Origin of the sequence: Vibrio antiquarius, from assembly GCF_000024825.1 — a bacterium.
GTDB lineage: Bacteria > Pseudomonadota > Gammaproteobacteria > Enterobacterales > Vibrionaceae > Vibrio > Vibrio diabolicus.
Window position 1 is genome coordinate 411,841 of record NC_013457.1, and the last position, 18,199, is coordinate 430,039.

Sequence of the window (18,199 nt, forward strand, 5' to 3'; positions counted from 1 at the left end):
TTTCGTTTTTATGAGATCGAATCGAGATCTCTTTTTGGCGGATGCATTCGTTGCATCTCTTGCCAGTTCGGTGCAATCCAAACTGGTGCGTTGTTCGACGTTTCCAGGGCGTTATCCAAAATCATGTCCGCGGCACGTTCTGCCACCATAATCGTTGGCGCATTTAAATTACCGTTCGGAATGGTTGGGAAAATAGAAGAGTCCACCACACGCAAGCCTTGAATACCGCGTACTTGGCACCGCTCATTCAAAACCGCTAATGGGTCATTGTCTGCGCCCATTTTGCAGGTACAAGATGGATGGTAAGCACTCTCGACATTCTGCTTCACCCATTCATCAATTTGTTCATCCGTTGTGATATTCAGACCCGGCTGGATCTCATCACCACGAAACTCATCCATGGCTGGCTGATTGAGGATCTCGCGAGTAAGGCGAATACAATCACGCCAATCCTGCTTATCTTGTTCAGTGGAAATGTAGTTAAACTCAATCTTCGGCTTATCATTCGGATTCGCAGAGACAACTTCGACCGAGCCACGACTTTCGGGCTTGTTAGGTCCAACGTGCACTTGGAAACCATGACCGTCAAAAGCAGCTTGTCCGTCATAACGCATTGCCGCTGGCAAAAAGTGATATTGAATATTTGGCCACTTTAGTCCCTCACGAGAACGGATAAACGCACATGATTCAAAGTGGTTAGTAGCCCCAAGGCCTTTGCGAGTTAATATCCATTCGGTGCCAATCAAGCCCTTGCTCACCAAACCTAATTTGCTGTTGAGCGTAATAGGTTGTTTACAGTGATATTGGAAGTACACTTCTAAGTGATCTTGCAGATTTTTACCTACCCCCTCCAACGGGTGTTTCACCTCAATGCCCGCTTTTTCTAATACTGCCTTAGGGCCAATGCCTGAAAGCTGCATCAGCTGAACTGAGCCAACCGAACCCGCACTCGAAATCACTTCATTATTCGCAAAACATTGCTGAATTGAACCTGATTTTTCAAATTCAACGCCTACCGCTTTCTTGCCTTCTGCATCAGTTTCTTCTAATAAAACTCGATGAACCGTCACTCGCTTCATTAGGGTGAAGTTTTTGCGTTTTTTGGCACGGCTTAAGTATGCGTTAGAGGTTGAAGCGCGTACGCCTTTGTCAACGGTCATGTGCATTGGGCCAAAGCCTTCTTGCTGATAACCGTTGTAATCTTTTGTTTCTGGGTAGCCCGCTTCTTTGCCTGCATCAATAAAAGCTTGATACAGCGGATTGAGCTTCATATCGTTGCCGTTACATGTGCCGACTGGACCGTTATCGCCTCGGTATTCATCAGCACCACCAATCCAAGACTCTGCCTTACGGAAATAAGGCAAACACGATTGATAATTCCAGCCTTTCGCGCCTTCCTCTTCCCACTGGTCAAAGTCACAAGCGTGTCCACGAACGTAAACCATGCCGTTGATCGACGAACTACCGCCCAGAACTTTCCCGCGAGGACAATGAAGTTGACGGCCATCCAACCCTTGCTCTTCAACTGTCTCAAACTGCCACGCGTATTTTTCAGTGTTCATAGGGTAAGAAAGCGCCGTTGGCATTTGGATAAAAATACTTTTATCCGACCCACCCGCTTCGAGTAATAGGACCGAATATTGACCACTTTCACTTAAGCGATCCGCTAACACACAGCCGGCCGAACCCGCACCGACGATGATATAATCGTAGTGTTGTTGCATTTTGATTCTCCTAGGAGTTAATACCAATCACAGTAGATAAGTGAACGAAATTAGCGTAGGAAAAATGCTTGAGAACAAGGCGGAAATTTTCGATAAGTAGTTAGCCTACAATCAAAATTGACAACGCAGTTATCGAGCATTTTAACAAGCTAAAGTGGTCAGTTATCTACTACGATTGGTATCATTTGTAAGGGCTTTCGAAGTCGCTTAGCTGAACCAGAACACTCTTCGTTTGCGTGTAATGTTTAAGGGTTTCGACACCGTTTTCACGGCCAACACCTGATTGTTTGTAGCCACCAACTGGCATTTCCGCAGGTGAGTCGCCCCATGTATTCACCCAACAAATACCAGCTTGAATTTGATGAATCACGCGGTGGGCACGAGATAGGTTTTGAGTAAATACGCCTGCAGCCAAGCCATAATCGGTGCCATTTGCACGCGCAATCACTTCCGACTCATCACGGAATTTCAGCACTGACATTACCGGACCAAAGATTTCTTGCTGAACGTGGCTCATGTCATCATCGCAATCGACAAATACGGTTGGAGCAACAAAGTTACCATTGGCTAAGCCATTCTCTGTTACTTTGTAGCCACCAGTCAGTAACGTCGCGCCACTCGCTTTCGCGGCTTCAATCGCTCCTAGTACTTTCGATTCATGATCTTTAGAGATCAGCGCGCCAATTTGCGTGTTCTCATCAAGCGGATCGCCGACAACTAACAATTCAGTTCGAGCTTTAAGTTGTGCGATAAAGTCATCATAAATACCTTCATGAACAAACACGCGTGTACCGTGCGTACAAACTTCACCTTGCGTGTAGAAGTTCGCCACCATGGCCGCAGAAACGGCATCGTTTAACTTTGCATCATCAAAAATAATCAGTGGAGACTTACCACCCAGCTCCATCGTTACTTGTTTTAGTGTCTTAGCGCTGTCACTCATGACGACTTTACCGGTGCCTGATTCGCCCGTGAACGATACTTTTGCGATGTCAGGATGCGCCGTTAGCATCTGCCCTACTCGGTAATCCCCTTGTACGACATTAAATACGCCATCTGGCATGCCCGCTTCTGAATAAATTTCTGCTAGCTTAAGCGCTGTTAATGGTGTTTCTTCTGATGGTTTGAAGATCATAGCGTTGCCCGCAGCCAGTGCTGGCGCCGATTTCCACATCGCAATTTGGATTGGATAATTCCAAGCGCCAATACCTGCGCAAATGCCCAAGGGCTCGCGACGTGTGTAGAAAAACTGGTCTTCGCTGAGTGGCTGCTGCTCACCTTGCAAGCTTGGAGCAAGACCCGCATAGTACTCAAGAACATCGGCACCTGTTGTTATATCAACCGCGATAGCTTCTTGAATTGGCTTACCAGTATCTGCAACTTCTAATGAAGCAAGCTCGTCATTACGCTCACGTAAAATGGCAACGGCTTTGTGTAAAATACGGCTGCGCTCGATCGCAGTCATTGCTGACCATGCAGCAAAACCTTTCTTTGCCGACTCAATCGCCGCTTCGAGATCGTCTTGGTTCGCTTGTTTAATGTTGGCCAATGGCTCACCATTCGCCGGATTGTAAGTGGTGAAGTGCTCATCTGAACACCCGTTGTACATCGCACCATTGATATAGTGTGCTTTCATTTCCATTTTGAAGACCTGTGACTTTTATATTTTTTCAGAATAAAACGTAAGTTGTTTGTCGAGATAGTCGTTGATGATGATTCTCGCTCTTTCTGCATCAATGCCTTGCGGGTTGAGCGTTCCGCGCAGCCAAATACCATCGATAAGTGACGCAATACCATGAGCAACCAGCTCGGCCTGCTCTGCATTTAATAATGCTTTGAGTTCTTTTCTTAGGTGGGACAATAGACGTCGTTCATTGACACGCTGCAAACGCTTAAGCTGTTCGTCATGCATTGAGTACGACCAAAACGCCAGCCAAGTCTTCGCAACTTGGTTTTCTGCCTGATAGCCGACAAAGTTACCGTCAATGATGGCATTAATTCTCTGATGATGAGCATCGCTTGGCAGCTCACGCAACTTCTGCGTGATGGTGGACGAAAGCTGACGCAAGATTTCGCGCATCGTTTCCTCCAGCAATCCGTGCTTACCACCGAAATAGTGGTTGATAATCCCCGTTGATACTCCGGCTTCTTTGCTGATTAACGAAATACTCGCCGCGTGTAAACCGACTCTATCAATCACTGACATTGTCGCTTTTACAAGCTGCGGCTTTCTGATTTCAGGCATCCCCACCTTTGGCATTTTGCGTCCTTGTTATTTTTAATTGAACGGTTAGTTAAATATAAAATGCCTGAAAATTAGTTCGAACTCAAATCATTTTTTAAGAAAAAGGTTATTAACAAAGGAAGGAAAGTTGAGGGTGTACGCAAAACTGCTATGCGATAACTTGTCGTAAATGCCAAAGCTGCGTTTAAAAAACCAAATAAAAACACAAACAAACCAACAACTTATTAATGATTCAATTTTTAACACACCTTTAATCGAATTGTTTTTCGTGCCACAAAAATTCACACTAGAAAAAATTTACATCGACCACTAATCATTTCACCTGTATCGGCTTTGTTTGTATGAAAAGCAGACATACTCGTGTGTTATAGCTTCGTATACACAAGTGACATTAGTACTTTGAAAATGGGGGAGATAAAACGAGTAGAAAATACTGAACGCTATGAGTATGTAATTCGATACTCTTAAGCGATTTTGAAGTAATCAGTAGGAAGGATGAATTCAGGCTCACCGTTTGATGAGCCTGCATTCTTGATTTTATTAGGTCAGCTTGCGCCCTTTCACGCAGTTACGTCCATCCGCTTTAGCTTGATAAAGTAATTTATCCGCCTGATCACAGAGTGATTTAAAATTCATCTCACTATCTTCAGTCGTCACAACACCAAAACTACAGGTCACTCTCACTTCTTCATTTTGTTCCGTGACGAACCCATGTAAGGATAAAGCGCTACGTAATCGTTCAGCGGTAATGAGAGAGTCTTCATGATCGGTATTGGGCATCACAACAACAAACTCCTCACCACCAAAGCGTGCAACAATGTCATTTTCACGCACCGTCTCTTCTAGCACTTTGGCAACGCCTGTTAGTACGGCATCACCGAACACATGCCCATAGGTATCATTTACCTGTTTAAAATAATCTACATCGATTAGCGCTAAACTTACCGGCCCCGACTGCGGCTTCTTTGGCACCATTTTCTGTTTATCGAGTTTGCTATCCACCCATTTGTTTAAAGCTAGGTAGCCGTACTTAACTTGCTCGACTTGCTCAGACACAAAATGCTGCACCTTTTCTTGCTTAGATTGAGGCGTCGGCTTTTCTTTGCGTTCACGTTTCGTCTCTACGGGTTTAGTGAACCAATCTTCTAAAAAACGGCGATTGAATAACCCTGTCAACGTATCTGTCTTTGCTAGGCGGCGCATTCTTAAACGTGATCGATTCACAACAAGGAATACCACTGCCATCAAAAAGAGAACACCAATGAGTGCTAGTAGCGCTTCACCCAATAGATAAAAGGTACGACGGTTATTTTCCAGTTCCATACGCTGCAACACGTTGTTCCAGTTGAGATCTTCGTTCTCATATTCAAGTCTTTCTAGCTCAAATAGCGTCTGTTGACGCTCAAGATTTTCAACTTCTCTTTGGTTGCTAAATTGGATGAATTTATCGTGATAGTTGCCGTAAGTTTTATACGCTAGTTTAAAGTCATTGCTTCCCGCGTAGGCCATGGCTGCCACTTTTAGTAGTTCCATTTGCTGTTGCTTAACATATCGGCTCTCGATAATTTCCGGCAACATAGGCGCGATCATCGCTAGAAGTGTCTCAAACTGCTTCTGTTCTAGCATATATTCGGCTTGCAACAGCTTAAATGTAGCTAAGTAGGCGCTAGAGGTTTCTCTATACTGTAAGTTCTCCGCCAACTTTAAGTGGCGAACCATCTTATTTTCCTGGTTCGTCTCACGGTATAACGCAGCAAGCTCGAGGTTAACTCGAAACCTAAAGCGCCCGTCACCAATGATTTGCGCGAGCTTTAGCGCTCTCTGATACGATACAATCGCCTCTTCGTATTGGAACTGTGCCTTATGAAGCTTTGCTATCGTTAAGACGCTCAGCAGCTCATTGAACGACATGCGTCTATCCCTAAAATAACGGTACGCTTGTTCCAACAATGCTTCTGAACGGTCATAGCCCTGAATTTTGACCAGTACGTCACCAAGCTCTAGCGCCGCCCGTTCGACCAATCCTTGAACGCCAGAGGACTCAGCCGCATCCATCGACGACATAATTGCGGCATAGGATTTTTTAAACTCGCCCTGCTCATCGTAGTAACGTCCTTTTAGCAACAGGATCTCCGACTCGAGCTGCTTATCGCCATTTTCACGCGATGTTTCCAACAAACTATCCAACGAAGAAAGCGCGGTATCGATATCGCTCTTTCCGACCATAGTTCGCATCTGAATCAACTTAAATAAGAGATACTCATGGCTTTGTGGACGCACAAGTTCCAACCCTTTTTGTGCGACGTTTTGGCTCTCTTCCGCGCGCCCAAGTAGCTCTAGAACCGTGGACTTTGCAAGCCAATAACGTACCAGTAGCTCTGTTGGTTGATTTTGTAGTAGAGAGTCTTCTTCTAACGCCTCAATCAAAGCCAAAGAGCTCTGAGGTAATGCGTAAATTTGATTTTCAATGCCTTCTAGCGACTGTAAAAACTTACCTTCTTGTTCAACCTTTTCTGCGGATGCCTGAATAGAAAGACACAGACACCCCAATAGTAGTGGCATCGTCCTAAGCGAATGAAATAGTGACATTATTGCTCTTCCCTAATGGGTAGTTACTTCAGTGTAATAGAGAATTCTGGTTATTTTATTATTAAGGTAGCTGAAGGTTATTCAGCCAGCCTCATATTCCCATGTATTTTGCGCTGAATAATAAATCACCATCTTTAGATGTCGAAATGGTTTTCGGTCACAATATAATCAATAAGAGTGTTTTTCATACCCCAAGAAGCAAAATCTCATCAATGAGACAAATAATTGTCTTAATTGTGAATTAATGTATTTACATAAAAATTAACACGAGAGTACTTATTCATACCAAAAATACAAAAGAGTTGTAAATGTAATCGGTACAGCAGCCGTTGCTAAAACATCCATTAAAAATTATCGATAGAAACAATATAAGAAAGGAGGAAGGAAGCGGACAATCAAGCTCGCTCCCCTTTTTAATATGAGGAGGGGCTACATTCGCATTCCGCCATCGACTTCGAATACTCTTCCAGTCACGAACTCATTGGTTAACACGTATTTGATGGTCGAAGAAATTTCATCAGCAAGACCTAAGCGTCCGACAGGAATCATTTTGACTAAACGCTCCATCGCTTCAGGTTTTATTTGGTCCGTCATGGCAGTCTTGATGACACCCGGAGCAATCGCTACTGAGCGAATTCCGAAACGCCCTAACTCTTTCGCCCACACCGTCGCCATGGTGGCTACCGCCGCTTTGGATGCAGAATAGTTAGTTTGACCAATGTTCCCAGCACGCGCGACGCTAGAGATGTTGATCAACACGCCTTTACTGTCGGTGTTCAGCATTACCTTGCTTGCTTCGCGGCCACACAGAAAAGTGCCTGTCACATTCACATCCATAACAGACTGAAATTGTTCCAGCGACATCGCGTTAACCTGACCATCTTTAACTTTGATGAACATGCCATCGCGCATAATGCCTGCGTTATTGATCACGCCATTGAGCTGTTTGAAATCCGCTTCAATTTGCTCAAAAGCAGCGCACACTTCTTGTTCTTCCGTCACGTTCGCTACATAAAAACGAGTGGTGACGCCGAAAGATTCACACTCCGCTTTCGTTTCAGCCAGTTGGTCTGAATTGAGGTCGATAAGCGCAAGGTGAACACCGCTTTCCGCTAGCGACAGCGCCATTTGTTTACCAAGCCCCTGCCCGGCCCCCGTGATCGCAATAACCTTATTTGCTAGATCCATAAGCACTCCTTAGGCCTGATTTTGCTTTTGGTAGAACTCAAACAAGCTTGAAAAATCTTTTTGTCCGTTGCCCTGACCGTTGTGAAAATTAAACAGGTTACGAGCCAAGCTGCCCATTGGTGTTGATGTTTGACTGGCAACCGCCGCTTCCATCGCAAGACCGAGATCTTTCGCCATTAACTGACTCATAAAGCCGCCCTGATAACCATTGCTTGCAGGCGTGTTTTCCATCACACCTGGGCACGGGTTGTAAAGCTCTAGCGCCCAGTTTCGACCCGAACTTTGCAGCATGATGTCAGACAGCACTTTGGGATCGAGTCCGTTTTCCATGCCTAAATTGAGTGCTTCACAAGTGCCGCTCATCAAAACGCCCAACATCATGTTATTGCAGATCTTCGCCACCTGACCGGCTCCGGCATCACCTGCATGGAAAATGTTTTTGCCCATGTGGCTAAGCACCACCTTGGCTTGAACAAAGTTCTCTTGTGAGCCGCCAACAATGAAAGTCAACGTACCTCCCGCTGCGCCCGCAACGCCACCAGATACCGGTGCATCAACAAAGCTGATGCCAAGCTGCAGCGCCTTTTCGCCAACCAAACGAGCGGTCGCTGGATCGATGGTCGAAGAGTCGATTAGCAGCGTCCCAGAATCTACGCTATCTAAGATCCCGTCTTGACCAAGATAAACACTTTGAACGTGTTGGCTAGCAGGTAGCATGGTGACCACCACGCTCGCACCTTGAACGGCTTGTTTTACCGAATCTGCACTCGACGCACCAAGTGCGGTAAGTTCTGCCACAGCGTTTGGATTCAAATCAAACACTTCGACGTTCAAGCCCGCTGTGAGTAGGTTCTTAGCCATAGGCGCGCCCATGTTGCCAAGGCCAATAAATGCAATTTTATCCATGTCGTATTTCTTCCTTGTCTAAAGTGCCACAGTGGCAACCGAGGATGCGGTCAGTGGGTATTCTGCTGAATCAATTGGCGCGAAGAAGCGTTCCAAAACTTGTGGCGTTACGTCAGAAACCGTGCGATGTTGCCAAGTCGGTTGATTGGTTTTATCGATAATCAGCGCACGAACCCCTTCCCTAAAATCACCTTCTAAGCCACAACGTAACGTCAGATTAAATTCCATATCAAAACACGCTTTCAAAGAGAGGTTTTGATACTGCGTTAGCTGCTGATAAGTGATATTGAGCGACAACGGACTGCCATAATTCAATGCTTTTTGCGCATTGATGAACCACTTATCATCAACGTCGGCACTGCTGATTGCGCGAACAATCGAATCTAAATCACCCGAACAAAGCTGCTCAATCAATCCCGCATATGGCATCAACATCCCTTCGCTTGGCTCGTCCACTTGTACCGAACGTAGCGTAGTAGCGATTTTTTCGTTGATCTTCGCTTCACCTTTCCAACTTACCGATGCGAGTAGATCCAACAGAGCTTGTTTGCTTTCTGGCTTTGCAATCCATTGGCTTAATCCCAACGCTTTCATGTCTGTCGCATTAATTTGGCAAGCTGTCAAACTTAAGAAAAGTGCCAAATGTTTTGGCAACTGATTTAGGAAGTACGTCGCGCCTACGTCTGGGTAAAGGCCGATTTTAATCTCTGGCATCGCAAAGCGTGTGGTGGTTTCTGCTACGCGATGGCTGGTACCCATAAACAGGCCAACTCCCCCGCCCATCAAATAACCATGTCCCCACGCGATGATCGGTTTTGGATAAGTATGAATAAGATGGTCACAGCGATATTCGAGGTCAAAGAAGGTTTCCATCGCTGAAAACGCAGAATCAAAGTCTTGCTCTTTGTTTTCAAGTGCACGGTAGATCGCTTGAATATCACCACCAGCACAAAACGCTTTTTCACCTTGAGCATGCAAGAATACCGCGATGACGCTGTCGTCCGTTTGCCATTCATTAAGCTGTTTGTACAACTTCTCAATCATCACGTAACTCAACGCGTTGAGAGCTGCTGGGTTATCAAGCTCTAGCACACCAATAACAGAGCCATCAGCGCACTCAAGTTTTGAAACATTTACTGTACCTGTCATTTGGCCTCCGCTAGCTGTTTGTCCATTGTGGCTTGCGCTTTTGCAAAAACGCATTCACACCCTCAGTCTGATCTTGTGTATTGAACAGCTGTAAAAACAGTTCACGCTCTAAAACCAACCCAGCCGCGTGAGTTTGGCTGCGTCGACCTTGAATGAGCGCTTTGCACGCAGAAATGGATTTCGGTGATTGGCCCGCAACACGCTGTGCTAGCTCCATAGCCGCTTCGAGTGCTTGACCTTTCGCCACCACCTCTTCGACTAACCCAATTTTTTCCGCTCGCTCGGCCGTCACTCGTTCGCCACATAGAATCATACGCTTCGCCCAGCCTTCACCTACCAACGCGGTCAGGTTTTGTGTCCCTCCCGCACACGGCAACAAACCTACCGATGCTTCAGGAAGTGCCATTTGTACTTGTTCTTCTGCGATGCGAATGTCACACGCCATCGCCACTTCCAAACCGCCGCCCATCGCGTAACCATTAATTGCTGCGATGGAAACACCATCGAACGCAGACAGCGCTTCAAAGGCTTCACCAAATGCGAACGCCATATCTGCGGCTTGCGATTTATCGCCGGATGCAAAGTTGTTGAGATCCGCTCCAGCAGAAAAGAATTTCTCGCCTTCGCCTGTTAATACCAACGCATAAATGGAGCGATCATTACTGAGTTCAATCGCCAACTCTTTTAGCTGATTCAAAGATTCAAGCGTCCAGGTGTTTGCTGGCGGGTTACTAATCGTGAGCTTGGCAATGTGCGCTTCGCGCTCCAATTTGATTTGTGCCGTCATAATCTTTCAGTCCTTTTTAATTTCTTTAGGTAAGGCTGTGTCTCGCTGACTAAAGCAGCTCAACGCCTTCCGTTAGTAATCGTCTTGCGACGATCAGACGCATGATTTCGTTGGTACCTTCAAGAATTTGGTGAACACGAACGTCTCGGAAATGGCGCTCGACTGGATATTCTTTGATGTAGCCATAGCCACCGTGAATTTGCAGCGCCTGATCGCAGACTTTAAAGCCCACATCAGTAGCAAAGCGTTTTGCCATGGCACAATACGCACTTTTTTCTGCGTGCTGGGCATCGAGTTTAGCGGCAGCGAGTCGCACCATTTGACGCGCAGCGACCAGCTCAGTCGCCATATCAGCAAGCTTGAACTGCAACGCTTGAAATTGCGCCAGTGAACGGCCGAACTGTTTGCGTTCGTTCATGTATTGCTTGGCTTCGTTCAGTGCTTGTTGCGCAGTACCGACGGAACAAGTAGCGATATTGATTCGACCACCATCAAGGCCAAGCATGGCGAACTTAAAGCCTTCTCCCTCTTCACCCAACAGATAGTCAGCCGGAATACGAACATTTTCGAAGGTAATCATGCGAGTTGGCTGGCAGTTCCAACCCATTTTGGCTTCTTTTTTACCGTAGCTAATGCCTTCGCAATCAGCAGGAACAACGAATGCAGAAACGCCACTCGCTCCTTCACCACAGGAACGCGCCATCACGACTAATACATCTGTATCACCGGCACCCGAGATAAACACTTTTGCGCCATTGAGAACAAACTCATCGCCATCACGCACTGCGCTAGTCGTTAGAGAAGCGGCGTCAGAGCCGGCATTAGGTTCGGTTAAACAGTAGGAAGCGAGCTTTTCACCCGAAATTAGATCCGCGCTAAATTGCTGCGCCACTTCGGCTTTGGCAAAGCTGGTGATCATCCACGTCGCCATGTTGTGAATGGTCATAAACGCAGTAGTCGCGGTACAACCCATAGCCAACTGCTCGAAAATGATCGCCGCATCCAAACGAGATAACCCCAAGCCACCGTGCTCTGGTGGCGTGTAGATACTCAAAAAGCCCAGCTCACCCGCCTGACGCAGTACATCTTTAGGGAAGTGATGGTTTTCATCCCACTCGGCCGCGTGCGGCGCTAACATTTGGTCTGCAAACTGCTTTGCTACTTCGGCAAACGCGAGTTGATCTTCGTTTAATTCAAAATCCATCTTGAAGTCCTAAGGTCTAATTCGTTGCATTTGTATCCGAGCCAAGCCCTCTAAAAGGATGAAGGGCTTGGCTAGAGGTGTCGCTAATCCAGTAATTAGCTAAGTTGAATAGTCATGTTTGGACCGCTTGGAATGTCATCTTCAAACCAACGCGCGGTGACAGTTTTCGTCTCGGTGTAGAAGCGAACCGCTTGTTTACCGTAAGCATGCAGGTCGCCGTAGAAGCTGCCTTTCCACCCAGTAAACGAAAAGAACGGCAATGGCACCGGAATCGGTACGTTGATTCCTACGTTACCTACTTCGATATTGTGTTGATACTTTCTCGCGGCAGCGCCGTTCGCCGTGAAAATAGACGTACCATTACCAAAGCGGTTTGCATTGATCAGTTCAATCGCTTCATCTAGGTCATCCACTTCCATAGTTAACAGTACAGGCCCGAAAATTTCTTCCTGATAAATCGACATGTCTGTGGTCACGTTGGTAAACAGTGTTGGCCCCACCCAGTTACCGTTCGGGAAGCCAGGTACTTGGCAGTCTGTCCCGTCCAGAACACAATTCGCGCCTGACGCTTTGCCTTCATTAATCAGATTCACCACTCGCTGCTTCGCTTGAGGGCTAATCAGTGGACCATAACCGGCGGTTTCATCATCCCACGCGCCAGGCTGAACCTGAGCTAACGCCTCTTTAAGCTCTGGAATCCATTCTTTGCTTTCGCCGACAAATACGGCAACCGAAATCGCCATACAGCGTTGGCCTGCAGCACCAACTGACGCGCCAACTAGGTTATTGATGACTTGCTGTTTGTTTGCATCCGGCATGATGACCATGTGGTTCTTAGCACCTGCAAATGACTGCACGCGTTTCAGGTTGTCTGTACCTGTTTTGTAGATGTACTCACCAACGGGCACAGAGCCAACAAAAGAGATCGCACGAACAACTGGATCAGTCAGAATGCGGTCGACTTGCTCTTTGGTCCCGTGAACAACTTGCAATACGCCTTTTGGTGCGCCAGCTTGTTCAAACAGCTCCGCCAGTTTCATTGCCGTTAGTGGCACTTGCTCTGACGGCTTCAAAACAAAGGTGTTGCCACAAGCGATCGCCATCGGGAACATCCACAATGGGATCATCGCAGGGAAGTTAAACGGTGTAATGCCAGCACAAACGCCGAGCGGTTGAATGTAAGAGTAACCATCAATATTGGTCGCGACGTTCTCAACCGTTTCGCCCATCATTGAGCTACAAATGTTTGCGGCTTGCTCTACCACTTCAATTCCGCGCCAAATGTCACCCTTTGCATCCGCGAGGGTTTTACCTGTCTCACTTGAAAGCAGTATCGCCAACTCATCGTGTTGCTCTTTTAACAGATGTTGGTAGCGCAACATCAATCTAGCACGCTCCGGCGCTGCAACTTCTTTCCAGCGTTTGAACGTTTCTGTTGCGCTGGCAATCGCCGCATTCATTTCCGATTCCGTGGCACAAGGTACTTGTGCAATCACTTCGTTGGTTGCCGGGTTGGTTACATCTAGCCATTGTTTTGAATCGGAGATGGCAAATTCACCACCGATATACTGCTTTACTTGTTCTGTCATGATGACATCCTTGTATTTTTCAGCTTGTTACTGACTACTGTTATGTAAGTGAAACTTTGTTGAGAGTGATTTAGCAGATTTCAATCGCGATAGCGGTAGCTTCGCCGCCGCCAATACAAAGCGATGCAACGCCACGCTTACCACCAGTTTGTTTTAGCGCATGAATCAAAGTGACAAGGATTCGATTGCCACTTGCGCCTATTGGATGCCCCAGCGCACAAGCCCCTCCGCGAGGGTTCACTTTGCTCTCGTTCAGTTCGAGAGCTTTCACCGCGTATTGAGTCACGACAGCAAAAGCTTCATTGATTTCCCAAAGGTCCACGTCTGATTTGTCCCAGCCCGTTTTTTCCAGCAGCGATTCAATCGCGAAGACTGGTGCGATGGTGAACTCATCAGGCTGTCTTGCATGCGTGCTGTACGCGACAATTTTGGCTAGAGGCTGAAGGTTTTCCTGACGACCAAACTCACTATCGACTAAGATCATTGCCGACGCACCATCCGAAATGGAACTAGAGTTTGCTGCGGTTACGCCGCCATCTTTGGCAAACGCAGGGCGTAAGGTAGGAATTTTAGTGACGTCGAGTTTGCTCGGTTGCTCATCGTCTACCACCAAGGTTTCGTCGCGTCGACTTTTTACGTTAACAGGCACGATCTCTTCTTTGAACAAACCTTGCTCAATCGCTTGCTGCGCGCGAGTCAACGACTGCTGCGCCCAGATATCCATACTTTCACGGCTGAATTGATACTTTTGCGCGGTTTGTTCGGCAAAGACACCCATCAATTCGCCTTGGTAGGCATCCTGCAAACCGTCATAAAACATATGATCAAGCACTTGCTCATGGCCTAAGCGGAAACCATCACGCGCTTTCTTAAGTAGATAAGGAGAAGAGGACATGTTTTCCATACCGCCAGCGATAACCGCGTGCGCGTTACCAGATTGAATAAGATCATGTGCCAGCATGACGGTTTTCATACCCGAACCACAGACTTTATTCAGTGTCGTACAACCGATCGATTGTGGCATTTCTGCTTTAAGACTTGCTTGTCTTGCTGGCGCTTGCCCCACGCCGGCGGGTAAAACGCATCCCATCAACACTTCGTCTATTTTTTGCACATCGAGTTGGCTTTCGGCTAGTGCCCCTTGGATGGCTTTCGCACCGAGTTCTGTGACATCTGTTGAAGCTAATGCACCTTGAAAAGAGCCGATAGGCGTTCGCTTGGCGGCAACAATCCATGTTTCATTTTTCATTCCATTAACCTTTTGTTGACGTTTACGTCATAACTATACTAACATTTACGTTAACGTCAAGTTTGAGGTTATTGTTTGTTCGAGTGATTATTTTATTTCGAGTAAATGCGAGTGATATCAAGACTCAAGAGTGGATGTTGTTTGTTTACTTTAACGTTAACGAATTGTATATTCGTATGAATGTTATACGAAAGTCGTAAGGTTAAGGAATGAACACATTTAAGATCAGCGAGCTCGCGAAAGAGTTCGACATTACTACCCGAAGTATTCGCTTCTACGAAGATTTAGGTCTCCTAACTCCGGAACGTAAAGGCAACACACGAATCTACAATGGTCGCGATCGAATTCGACTAAAACTGATTTTGCGAGGTAAGCGATTGGGCTTTTCTCTTGCAGATATCAAAGAGTTATTTGAACTCTACGATACCGATCAAAGTACTGAGCAGTTGAACTATATGATTCGGTTGATCGAAGAGAAGAAGGCAGCATTGCAACAGCAAGCAAACGACATTCAAGCGGTAATGATGGAGTTAAATGCTGCGCAGTTGCGATGCCAAAACACACTGAGATCCATGAAAGGCGAAAAAGTCACCTAGCACCTCAACTCTGGGATGTAGGTGACGTAAAGGCAAGGACACGCAATGAAATCTACCTACTCTTCCCTGAACTTTGTTTATGACGAAAATACCGATTTGCTTCGCGAGCAAATCAATAGTTTTGCTGCAAGAGAAATTGCGCCGCTAGCGCAATCTATCGACCAATCTAACGACTTTCCAAACCATCTTTGGTCCAAACTGGGTGACATGGGTCTTTTAGGTGTGACCACCAGCGAAGAGTTTGGTGGAGCAGGCATGGGTTATCTCGCCCACGTTATCGCTATGGAAGAAATCAGTCGAGCATCCGCTTCGGTTGCGTTAAGTTACGGCGCGCACTCCAATCTTTGTGTCAACCAAATCCACCGCAACGGCACACAAGCACAAAAAGAAAAATACCTACCAAAACTCATCTCCGGTGAACATATCGGTGCCCTTGCCATGAGTGAACCCGGTGCAGGCTCAGATGTGGTCTCTATGCAGCTTAAAGCGGAACGTAAAGGCGATATATTCCTGCTAAATGGCAACAAAATGTGGATCACTAACGGCCCAGATGCGCACACCTATGTTGTCTACGCCAAAACCGACCCAAGCCAGCACTCCAAAGGCATCACGGCCTTTATCGTAGAACGCGGTTTTCCTGGATTCACTCAAGCACAAAAACTCGACAAGTTGGGTATGCGCGGCTCGAATACGTGTGAGCTGGTCTTCCAAAACTGTGAAGTCCCTGCGGAGAATATTCTCGGCGAAGAAAACCAAGGTGTGAAAGTATTGATGAGCGGCCTCGACTACGAACGTGTGGTACTTGCCGGTGGCCCGCTTGGCATCATGCAGGCCTGCATGGACATCGTTGTGCCTTACATTCACGACCGCAAACAGTTTGGCAAATCCATCGGTGAATTCCAGCTAGTTCAAGCAAAAATCGCTGATATGTACACGCAAATGAACGCCGCTAAAGCGTATGTTTACGCCGTTGCTGCTGCTTGTGATCGCGGTGAAACCACACGTAAAGATTCTGCTGGTGCGATCCTCTACAGCGCAGAACTGGCAACCAAAATGGCATTAGATGCCATTCAGCTACTCGGTGGTAACGGCTATATCAATGAGTTTGATACCGGTCGTTTACTTCGTGATGCCAAGCTGTATGAAATCGGAGCCGGCACTTCAGAAATTCGCCGCATGCTTATTGGTCGGGAATTGTTTAACGAAAGCGCCTAATAATCAGCCCAGGCATTCTGACTCAAAAATATTTTCTTACTCAACCTAAATAAAGACGGGTGTTCTCACCCGTTTACCGAATGGAGATCGGCTATTTATGGCTTGTTTGACGACCAATATTAATACCCATTCAGAGCAGTATCAGGAAAACTACCGCTCTATGGCGTCTCTTGTGGATCAACTCTATACCGTGACTGCCCAAATCGAAGATGGTGGCGGCGAGAAAGCAAGAGAGCATCAGCATAAGAAAGGCAAACTTCCGGTACGTGAGCGCATTCTTGCCCTACTCGACTCCGGCTCATCTTTTTTAGAAATCGGTCAGTTTGCTGGCTGGGATGTGTATCCAGATTACGTTCCATGCGCGGGCGTAGTAGCGGGTGTTGGTGTGATTGACGGCACTGAGTGCATGATCGTCGCCAACGACGTGACGGTAAAAGGCGGTAGTTACTACCCACTTACGGTGAAAAAGCACTTACGCGCACAAGAAATTGCAGAAAAATGCCAACTGCCGTGTGTTTACTTAGTCGACTCTGGCGGTGCTAACCTACCCCGTCAAGATGAAGTCTTCCCTGATAAAGACCACTTCGGACGTATTTTCTACAACCAAGCTCGAATGTCAGCCAAGGGCATCCCGCAAATTGCAGTGGTCATGGGGCTATGTACCGCTGGCGGGGCGTACGTTCCTGCCATGTGTGATGTTTCCATCATCGTCAAAGAGCAAGGCACGATCTTCTTAGCAGGCCCTCCTCTGGTAAAAGCAGCAACAGGCGAAGAAGTCAGCGCGGAAGATCTTGGTGGCGCAGACGTTCACTGCCGTACGTCTGGCGTAGCCGATTACTATGCTGAAAATGATCACCACGCGTTAGAACTGGCAAGACAAGCTGTCTCTCAAATCAACCACTTGAAACCCGTTCAACTCAAGCAAAAAGCGCCACAAGAACCGCGTTTCTCTGCGCAGGAGCTTTACGGTATTGTCGGTACTGATCTTAAAAAACCGTTTGATGTAAAAGAAGTGATTGCCCGAATTGTTGATGATTCACAATTTGATGAATTTAAAGCCTTGTTCGGTGAAACCTTGGTCTGTGGCTTTGCTCATATTCACGGAATGCCGATTGGCATTGTCGCTAACAACGGCATTCTATTCTCAGAGTCGGCGCAGAAAGGCGCGCATTTTATTGAGCTGTGCGCACAACGCAAAATTCCTCTACTTTTCTTGCAAAACATCACTGGCTTTATGGTCGGTCAGAAGTACGAAGCAGAAGGCATCGCCAAACATGGTGCGAAAATGGTAACTGCTGTTGCGTGTGCAGACGTGCCAAAGTTTACCGTGGTTATTGGTGGCTCGTATGGCGCAGGCAACTACGGCATGTGCGGCCGAGCTTATGATCCAACCATGATGTGGATGTGGCCAAACGCGCGCATCTCCGTCATGGGCGGCGAACAAGCGGCTGGCGTAATGGCGCATGTGACCCGCGATATCAAAACGCGCAAAGGTGAAAGCTGGAGCACTGAAGAAGAGGAAGCGTTCAAACGTCCTATCGCGCAGCAGTACCAGACTCAAAGCCATGCTTATTACGCCAGTGCTCGCCTGTGGGACGATGGGATTATTGATCCTGCAAAAACCCGTGATGTTGTGGGTATTGCTCTATCTGCTGCGCTTAATGCACCAATACCAGACAGCAAATTTGGCATCTTCCGTATGTAGTCGGATACAAAGCAAAACCCTAACTCCTCGCTATCCATCAATGATGAATAAAG

14 protein-coding genes are annotated in these 18,199 nt (G+C 46.9%); 3 read left to right on the plus strand and 11 right to left on the minus strand.

The genetic code is table 11. The features are described from left to right. Positions 1-8: 8 nt before the first annotated feature. The 11 genes from betA to VEA_RS16910 form a co-directional block, all read right to left on the minus strand. On the minus strand, positions 9-1,724 hold the full coding sequence (gene betA, locus VEA_RS16860; RefSeq protein WP_006741029.1) for a choline dehydrogenase: 1,716 nt from the start codon (positions 1,722-1,724) through the stop codon (positions 9-11). Positions 1,725-1,905: 181 nt separating this feature from the next. Next, positions 1,906-3,366, minus strand: a complete 1,461-nt coding sequence (gene betB / locus VEA_RS16865) for a betaine-aldehyde dehydrogenase (RefSeq protein ID WP_012842338.1) — start codon at positions 3,364-3,366, stop codon at positions 1,906-1,908. 18 nt (positions 3,367-3,384) lie between these two features. Further along, the gene (betI, locus tag VEA_RS16870; protein ID WP_005392557.1) at positions 3,385-3,984 is read right to left on the minus strand and encodes a transcriptional regulator BetI; all 600 of its coding nucleotides are present in this window, start codon (positions 3,982-3,984) and stop codon (positions 3,385-3,387) included. A 525-nt stretch (positions 3,985-4,509) separates the two neighbouring features. Beyond that, entirely contained in the window at positions 4,510-6,531 is a 2,022-nt protein-coding gene (locus VEA_RS16875) for a tetratricopeptide repeat-containing diguanylate cyclase (RefSeq protein WP_012842340.1), read from the minus strand. A 456-nt stretch (positions 6,532-6,987) separates the two neighbouring features. Next, positions 6,988-7,746: an SDR family oxidoreductase gene (locus VEA_RS16880; protein WP_006741033.1), complete on the minus strand. Its 759-nt coding sequence runs from the start codon at positions 7,744-7,746 to the stop codon at positions 6,988-6,990. 9 nt (positions 7,747-7,755) lie between these two features. Beyond that, positions 7,756-8,652 carry a 3-hydroxyisobutyrate dehydrogenase gene (gene mmsB / locus VEA_RS16885; RefSeq protein WP_006741034.1) on the minus strand — a complete coding sequence of 299 codons (897 nt, stop codon included), beginning with the start codon at positions 8,650-8,652 and terminating at the stop codon, positions 7,756-7,758. Positions 8,653-8,670: 18 nt separating this feature from the next. Continuing rightward, positions 8,671-9,801, minus strand: coding sequence for an enoyl-CoA hydratase/isomerase family protein (locus VEA_RS16890; protein WP_006741035.1), 1,131 nt, complete (start codon positions 9,799-9,801; stop codon positions 8,671-8,673). Between the two features lie 10 nt (positions 9,802-9,811). Next, positions 9,812-10,588 (minus strand): enoyl-CoA hydratase, encoded by a 777-nt coding sequence (locus tag VEA_RS16895; RefSeq protein ID WP_006741036.1) that lies wholly within the window; start codon positions 10,586-10,588, stop codon positions 9,812-9,814. A gap of 49 nt (positions 10,589-10,637) precedes the next feature. Further along, positions 10,638-11,792 carry an acyl-CoA dehydrogenase family protein gene (locus VEA_RS16900; RefSeq protein WP_006741037.1) on the minus strand — a complete coding sequence of 385 codons (1,155 nt, stop codon included), beginning with the start codon at positions 11,790-11,792 and terminating at the stop codon, positions 10,638-10,640. A gap of 95 nt (positions 11,793-11,887) precedes the next feature. Continuing rightward, positions 11,888-13,381: a CoA-acylating methylmalonate-semialdehyde dehydrogenase gene (locus tag VEA_RS16905; protein WP_006741038.1), complete on the minus strand. Its 1,494-nt coding sequence runs from the start codon at positions 13,379-13,381 to the stop codon at positions 11,888-11,890. 70 nt (positions 13,382-13,451) lie between these two features. Next, positions 13,452-14,630: a thiolase family protein gene (locus VEA_RS16910; RefSeq protein ID WP_006741039.1), complete on the minus strand. Its 1,179-nt coding sequence runs from the start codon at positions 14,628-14,630 to the stop codon at positions 13,452-13,454. A gap of 209 nt (positions 14,631-14,839) precedes the next feature. Here VEA_RS16910 and VEA_RS16915 point away from each other — a divergent pair, with 209 nt between their 5' ends. From VEA_RS16915 to VEA_RS16925, 3 genes are all read left to right on the plus strand, one after another. Beyond that, on the plus strand, positions 14,840-15,226 hold the full coding sequence (locus VEA_RS16915; protein WP_005373242.1) for a MerR family transcriptional regulator: 387 nt from the start codon (positions 14,840-14,842) through the stop codon (positions 15,224-15,226). Positions 15,227-15,271: 45 nt separating this feature from the next. Further along, positions 15,272-16,441, plus strand: coding sequence for an isovaleryl-CoA dehydrogenase (locus tag VEA_RS16920; RefSeq protein WP_006741040.1), 1,170 nt, complete (start codon positions 15,272-15,274; stop codon positions 16,439-16,441). 97 nt (positions 16,442-16,538) lie between these two features. Continuing rightward, positions 16,539-18,146 carry a carboxyl transferase domain-containing protein gene (locus VEA_RS16925; protein WP_006741041.1) on the plus strand — a complete coding sequence of 536 codons (1,608 nt, stop codon included), beginning with the start codon at positions 16,539-16,541 and terminating at the stop codon, positions 18,144-18,146. The last annotated feature ends 53 nt before the right edge of the window (positions 18,147-18,199 follow it).